Origin of the sequence: Bacteroides sp. 1_1_30 (assembly GCF_020982715.1) — a bacterium.
Taxonomy (GTDB): domain Bacteria; phylum Bacteroidota; class Bacteroidia; order Bacteroidales; family Bacteroidaceae; genus Bacteroides; species Bacteroides xylanisolvens.
Map to the genome: position 1 here is coordinate 1 of NZ_JAJKHN010000159.1, position 5268 is coordinate 5268.

General features: G+C 32.2%; 4 protein-coding genes. All 4 read right to left on the reverse strand.

Annotated elements, in window-relative coordinates; genetic code table 11:
* Positions 1–727, reverse strand: a 727-nt coding sequence (locus tag LPH68_RS26680) for an AAA family ATPase (protein ID WP_255679519.1), incomplete at its 3' end; no start/stop codon positions are given.
* Positions 633–1790 (reverse strand): AAA family ATPase, encoded by a 1158-nt coding sequence (locus LPH68_RS26685; RefSeq protein ID WP_255679520.1) that lies wholly within the window; start codon positions 1788–1790, stop codon positions 633–635. The genes LPH68_RS26685 and LPH68_RS26680, both read right to left, overlap by 95 nt.
* Positions 1791–1812: 22 nt before the next feature.
* Positions 1813–3138 (reverse strand): ATP-binding protein, encoded by a 1326-nt coding sequence (locus tag LPH68_RS25355; protein ID WP_151923862.1) that lies wholly within the window; start codon positions 3136–3138, stop codon positions 1813–1815.
* 324 nt (positions 3139–3462) lie between these two features.
* Positions 3463–5241 carry a hypothetical protein gene (locus LPH68_RS25360; protein ID WP_230297221.1) on the reverse strand — a complete coding sequence of 593 codons (1779 nt, stop codon included), beginning with the start codon at positions 5239–5241 and terminating at the stop codon, positions 3463–3465.
* Positions 5242–5268: the final 27 nt, after the last annotated feature.

Genomic DNA, 5268 nt, shown 5'->3' on the forward strand with positions numbered 1-5268 from the left:
CAATAAGACTATACATAAAAAAGATATGATTATTATCAAGACTAGAAATAGGATCATCAATATATATTATCAGTTTATCATGATCTACTCCATTCAATTCATCTTCTATTTTTGCAATAAAATAGCAGAAAGAAATTAGGCTGCATTCACCTTCACTTAAATTGTGAGCTTCTTTATCACCTCTTTTTATTATAAATCTCGTTAAGGGTGTATTAGATTCAGTGATAAGTGCTGGCTCCAAAGTCAAACTATCATGCCCAAAAAAATCTGATAAATGTTCATTTATTCTTTTGGCAGCTTCTCCTTCATCCTTTGCTTCTAATTCTTTTGTTTGCTTTTCTTGTCTTAACTCTCCAATAGTCTTTATCAAATCATCAAGTTTTTTTTCCTCGCTATTGATGGATTTTTCTTCGTTTTTCCAATCCTTACAAATCCTTTCATACTCAATTGTCTTAATAAAAGATTGTATTTCAGAATATCTTAATTCTCTTCGATAAATATCTTTATCTTTTGCAATAGTAGAAGATTTGTTTTTGTTTTTCTGTAATAAAGAATTAAAGCGGTTAATTATTTCAATGATATTCTCCGAGCAATCAACAATATTGCTTATTTCCCTTGGAGTGAATATATCATTATATCTCTCTTGTAATTGGGAAATAAGAAAGTCTATTGTATCTCTGTACTGGTCTATATATAGTCCATTCTTTGTAATATTGATTGTACTCATCTTGGAAAATCTCATAAATATTTTCCTGTTTTACTCCCCTTGTCTCGAGAAAGCCATCAAGTGATTTCTTGGATCTTTCAAGTTTATCAAATAGTTCTTCAATACTTTTTTTTAGTTCCTCTGATTCCTTGCTAAAATGGGCATCCAATAACTTCCAACGATCAGGTGTAATAATTCCTCCACAAAAAGCACAAGTTTCCCTATTCTTATTAAGCACACGCCCTTTATCCACCCATTCTTGCAATAGACTATTAGTTACTAATTCTTCAAGTGTTTGCGTTAAAACGATCTTACGTTTTAGAAGCTCTTGAACCTCCTTTATATATTCCGAGAGATGTGGCTTTGTTATAGGTAATGGTGCTATTTCCTGTTTTACAGATTCGTCAATTCTCTTTCTACGAATGGCCTTCTCTTTTTCATTTATTATAAAATTTTTTCCGGAATCTATAATTTCGTCAATTTCTAATTGAATTGTTTTAACATTATAATTAGTGCCTTGTTTTACATAGTAATTGTTTACTTTTATCTCTCTATTAGCTTTATTGGTTAGTAATGTCTGAACCTTCTCTTTAGCTTTAGTAAATTGTAGTTTTCTTTTTTGCAAGTTTTCTTCTATTTGCCACTTTCGATAAAGTAATCCTTTTTTCTCATCTATACCACCTAATTCTTCATTAATTTCTGTTATTCTTTTCTCAGCATTTACATTGTTAGATCCCAATAATGTAAAAGGTTTTATGTCGCCCTCCTCATTACTTAGCCAACTTAAATTTTCTTTGACAAAATCTGTATTATACACCCTTACTTTATCAGAACAAACTAAATTCATATTAGTTATAGTTGAATTATCAGTAGTTATAGTGAAAATGCCATTATGATAATTATTGGGTAACTGTTTCATTTCTATACAGCGAAATATTCGAGATAAAGTAGTTTTACCTGAATAATTTCGTCCATATATAATATTCATTTTATTAAAAATTTGATTATTTTCTGTTCCAATATGTTGTTTCCAATAATAATTTGAGAACAATCCAAATCTTTCAATATCAATTTTGGCAATCATGGTATTTAAATAAAATTCACATTTACATTTCCTCCATTGAAAAAAGCCTGCTCTCTATCTCATACTTAAACAAGACTTTTTTCCGTAATTCCTCTACTTTGAGTGCAAACAAATCCGGCTTGAAATTTTTGGATTGTCTTTTCACCTCTGCCACCAGAGCTTTTTTCTCTTCCGCATATAGTCCGACAATATCTATTTCATCCTGATCTTTATTATTCTTGCCTTGCCACCAAGAACCTATATCTGCAAATTCCTTGCTTTCCATCATCTTTTGGCGGAAATACATTTCCAAAGCCAAACCGGAGAATGTCGGATAATCCTTTTTTATAATATCAGCCAAGCGTTCAAAATTCTGTATCTCTATATAATTTTGATACTTGATAAAATACCGGAACCAGAAACGTAAAAACATATCCGAAACTTCATAACGGACGGTTTGGGAACCCTCTTTGGAGAGTATGGGCCGTTTCTTCTTTACCAGATCATAATCTTCCTCCAATCTCTTCAATTGTCCGCCCAGACTCATTCCACCCATAACCGCTTCCATTTCCGGCAGGGTGTTCTTACCATTGGAGATTGCTGATAAGATAGAAAAGTAATTACCGTATTTTTTTCCGAACTCCTGTATCAGCAAAGCCTGTCCTTCAGTCAGAAAGGATGAATCGGGTTGCAACATGAAATCGACCATACTTTCCATGCTTGTACATCCATTGTCCATAAATTGCTCGATATACTTTGGAACACCACCGGTAAAGGTATAGAGTGCCAACAAGTCATCTTTAGTATAGTCGGCCTTATGATCCGATATGATTTCTTTCAATACGGAAGTAGTAAAAGGAGCTAACTTCATGATACTGTCAGCACGACCATACAGCGGTTCTTTTGAATCCCTGAAGATTTTATTCATAAGGGTATAGACCGAACCGCTCACGATAAGATTGACATGGCTCTGTTTCCTCAGTCGATCCCAAGTATCCTGCATCAAACTGTAAATCTCTTGATTTATGTAATAGAACTCCTGAAATTCGTCTATAACCAGATTATATTCCATCCGTGTTCCCAAATCCATTAAGAAGCGGAACATTTCTGCAAAGTTGGTAAGTTCCGGTATATAAATATCAAGTGCCTGCCGGATCTCGGAAGTAAATCGTAAACAGAGATCCGTTTCATTACTTCGGCTGACAAACAAGTACACCGTAGGAGTATCCTCGCAGCTCTTGAATATAAGGCTGGTCTTGCCGATACGTCGCCGACCGGTAAGTACGGTCATTTGGGAATGTACAGAAAAAGACACTCGGCGAACCTTTTCCAACAATGCTAACTCTTTATCTCTATTGTAAAATTTCATATCCTTATCTTTTTATATTCGATTTCACCATTACAGAGTTTACTGCCGTAAACTTTACAGCCGTAAAATTTGCAGCCAATGACAAAGTTAGTAATAATTTCGAGATATAATACGATTAAAGCACAGAAAACCCCAAAAGAGTGAATACTTAACATTTCAACTCATATACTACACCTTATTATACTAATTATACTAAATTAGTTTCTCGGCACGTATTCCAGTTTTTATGCCACAAAACTGGAATATTTTAGATGTCTATAAAATAATCCCACTCCAGTAACTCTAATAGACAACTGAAGGAGTGGGATTACTTAATTTGAAGAACTAAATTTTATTTGTAAATATTTTATTTCTAAAAACAGCTCGTTCCAATAAGGTCGAATATTTTATTACTTCAATATACATTTCTCCATCTCTTCTATTCTCTCCTCCATCTACTGGATAATTGGGGCAAAATAAATAATCAAAGTAATAAGCTTTTTTAAAAAATGGATTTGCTCGTTTAACTTCATTAAGGGTGAAACTTTCTCCTATCAAATAAGCATAAAATGTCGTTATCTCAAATCTATCTTTTGCGTATTGCCTGATTAAGCCTGCATATTGAGAAACTTGTGATACAAATTTAGATACATCCGCATCCATACTTTTTAGTTCAATGATAATACATTTATGTTCTTTGGGAAATAAAAGTATATCTGGACGATTCCCTAATTTATCTCTATTATAGGCTGTAAGTTCTTCAAGCTCTTCTTTAGTTAAATCTTCTCTAAAAAAAAGCTCATTTTCTACCTTTATATTTCTCAGTTCAGATTCGGAAATTCCTTTATAGTGTATAAAATCATCATTTATCATCCATAAGTTACTATCCAATGGATCATCAGAATGTTGGCTAAACAATATATTGTGCAAGAAACTTTCATGATTAATCTTTTTTCCTTTAGAATTCTTTTGTTGACAATCTAATTGCTTATCTAACGTTTTCTGCATTAAATCTAATATTACTTTTCTTTTCGAAATATAACGCACCAGCTCCGTTCTATTAATTTGTGGAACCAATTCAGTAACTTTCTTTACTTTTTCATTAAGTTTCTTCTTAAAGTCTTTTGAACTTGGAGTAAGTTCCTTTAATGAATCCATGACTGATTTTATACCAGCATCATGTTTCGCTGATATATCTGCATTGTATTCATACACTTTCTTTAAAATACTTTGATCTGAATCCCCTGCTTTATATCCTACTTCATTTAAAATCCTTCTATCTAACGAAAACATTTCTGCAAGTTCATCTATCTGGGATTCAAACGACTCCTTAACCTTACTTATAGATTTATAATGTGTTGTTATAGAGGAAGTAACTTTTTCCTCAATATCATCGGTTAAAATCTGTTCTTCGCCAGAGAAAAGATTTCTTTTTTTCAGAAAATCTTTTTTTGAATAAATAGCTAACTGTCCTCTCAGATCACTATCTTGTTGAGTTAGATAGGAACTTGAAATCAAAAATAATAAATAGCTATTATTTATTTTAGGAGAATCTTTTATTATTGAAAAATCAATACCTGACACTTCAACTGTTTCATTCTTGCTTGTCAGTTTTACCTCATTTCTTTTTTGTATAGAACAAGGTAAACTATACGAATTAATTATGAATTCTTCCGTATTGGGTGTTTTTATAATAGTATTTCCATCTACTGATATTTTAGAATAATTCACTTGTACAGAATCGGTATAATCTGGCTGTGGAATATCTTTTCCTGTTATTACCTGAACGCTATCCTTATCACAAATACTATTAATATAATATTCTAACTTTATTTGCTGAAGATTATCCCTATTTAGACAAAAACGACTTAAGTAATGAATCAATATTCTATCTCTTAACTCTGTTGTCGTTAGTTCATTATATTTTTCTTTATCTTCATCACTTAGGGGATAATAAAAGGAAACCATTGTTCCTATTGGCGTATCTATATCTACTACTTCTTTTTCACTTGACCATATAACCGACTTCTGTGTTGCATAGAAATTTTTAGACAATACAATTCTTCTTTTATATTTCAAGCCTTCTTCTTCAAAGACACTATATATATCCTGTCTCTTATACACATCTCCGAGCCCACGAGACCATGGCTA

Coding starts and splice junctions, on each gene's coding strand:
- LPH68_RS25355 (WP_151923862.1), bottom strand. CDS start 3,138: ATGAAATTTTACAATAGAGATAAAGAGTTAGCATTGTTGGAAAAGGTT.
- LPH68_RS26685 (WP_255679520.1), bottom strand. CDS start 1,790: ATGATTGCCAAAATTGATATTGAAAGATTTGGATTGTTCTCAAATTAT.